This is a genomic window from Phenylobacterium sp. (genome assembly GCF_016793225.1).
Lineage (GTDB): Bacteria > Pseudomonadota > Alphaproteobacteria > Caulobacterales > Caulobacteraceae > Phenylobacterium.
In genome coordinates this window covers 1-1,937 of the sequence record NZ_JAEUMN010000055.1, presented here as the reverse complement: position 1 = coordinate 1,937, position 1,937 = coordinate 1, and the positions used below count along the sequence as shown (strand labels likewise).

The 1,937-nt window shown below is 69.3% G+C and carries 1 protein-coding gene; it reads right to left on the bottom strand.

Features of this window, described 5'->3' with window-relative positions; genetic code table 11:
- A partial coding sequence (locus tag JNK30_RS06570; RefSeq protein WP_293481258.1) for a TonB-dependent siderophore receptor occupies positions 1–1,937 on the bottom strand: 1,937 nt, incomplete at both ends.

The window sequence follows — 1,937 nt, the reverse complement described above, 5'->3', positions numbered from 1 at the left end:
CAGGTTGTTGCCGGCCGAGTTCCAGTAGCTCTTGTCGAACAGGTTCTCGACGTTGACCTGCAGGGTCGTGGGATGGCCGGCGATGTCGCGCTGGATGCGCAGGCCTGCGCTGGCCGTGACGTAGCCGTCCACGAACGCCTGGTTCAGCGGATTGACCGCGCGCTTGCCCACGTAGAACAGGCCGGCGTTCACCGAGAGACCCTCGACGGCGCCGATGCGATAGTCGGCGAAGAGGCTGCCGGTCCACTTGGGCGTGTTCTCGGGTCGCTTGCCGATGAGGGCGAGGTTTGCGGCGCGCTCCAGGCTCGCATCCAGCCAGATGCCCGAGGCGACCAGCGACAGGCTGTCGGTGAGTTCGCCCGCCGCCATGAACTCCACGCCGCGGTACTCGGTCTCGCCGTCGAGGACGAAGACGTTCTGGGCGTTGGTGAAGGCGGACGGACGGGTGATCTCGAAGTAAGCGACGGAGGCCACCACGTCGTCGCCGAACTCGGCCTTGGCGCCGGCCTCCCACTGCTTGGACTTCGCCGGCGGCAGGACCTCGAAGGCGTTGACGTTGTTGGCCGGCGCGATGCCGCCTTCTTCCAGGCCTTCGAGGTAGGTCGCGTAGAAGGCGAGCCAGGGCCGCAGCTTGTAGACGGCGGCCACCGCCGGGCTGAGCTCGTCGGCCTTGTAGGTGCGCGCGGCGATGCTCTCGTAGTCCGACCAGCGCAGGCCCGCGAGCACCTGTAGCGGTCCCCAGGTCATGCGGTCGAAGACGTAGTAGCCCTGGTCCTTGATCTTCGACGGGGCGATCGTGTTGATCGGCGAGAAGGCCACGGGGCCGAAGCGGACGGGGCTGTAGAGGTTCTGCGCGATGGTCCGGTTCGGGGCGTTAAAGCCGCGCGAGCGGCGCTCGTTGGCCGTCCAGCCGAAGGTGAGCTCGTGCTCGAGGGGGCCGGTCTGGACGAGGCCGGTCAGCTCGAGGCGGCCGTTGCGGTTCGTGAACCGCTGGTCGCGGGTGAGACCGATCTGCAGGGTCCCGGCGCCGGTCGCCAGGTTGTAGTTCTGGAACTGCGAGAAGAACCGGTCGCGCTCGGTGATCGCCTCGCCGAGCTCGGCCTTGAGCGCCCAGCGGTCGGACAGCCGGTAGTCCACCCGCACCAGCACGTTCTGGGCCCAGGCGTCGTAGCGCTGCCACTTGTCGCCCAGGTTCAGCTTGGGATCGGGGATCGCGGGCAGGGTGATGACGCCGCCCACGGCCGGCAGCAGCGCGATGGCCGGCGGCTCCGAGATGTCCTTCTCGATGTACTCGTAGTCGAACTTCACGGAGAGGCGGTCGGTGACGTCGACGTCCACCGCCAGGGCCGCGAGCGCGCGCTCGCCCTGGACCCGCCGGATGCCCGTCTCGACCTCGCCGTGCGCGAGGTTGGCCCGCACGCCGATACGGCCGTCGGCGAACCGCCGCGACAGGTCGGCCGAGGCGATGAAGGTCCCGTGGTCGTCGCCCCGCAACGTGACCTCCGCGTGCGGCTCGGCGCCCGCCCGCTTGGTGGTCATGTTGATCACGCCGGACGGCGGCACGAAGCCGTAGTAGAGGGCGGACGCGCCCTTGAGCACCTCGACGCGTTCCTTGTCCTCGAGCGGCTGGTCGACGAGGTTGATCACCGGCAGGGCGCCGTTGAGCCGGTAGTTGCCGCGGTTCTCCACGAGGATGCCGCGGATGGCGATGTTGTCGTAGGTCGCGCCGTTGAGCTGCGAGCGGGTGACGCCGGCGGTGTTGCGCAGGGCGTCGTGCAGCGTCAGCGCGCCCTGGGCGTCCAGGACGTCGCGGGAGATCACGTTGACCGTCAGCGGCGTGTCGATCACCCGCGCATTGCGGAAGGCGCCCACCTGCACGGTCCGGGCCGCGAAGCCGCGGTCGGCGGTGACCACCAGCTCCTCCAGGATGCGCCCGG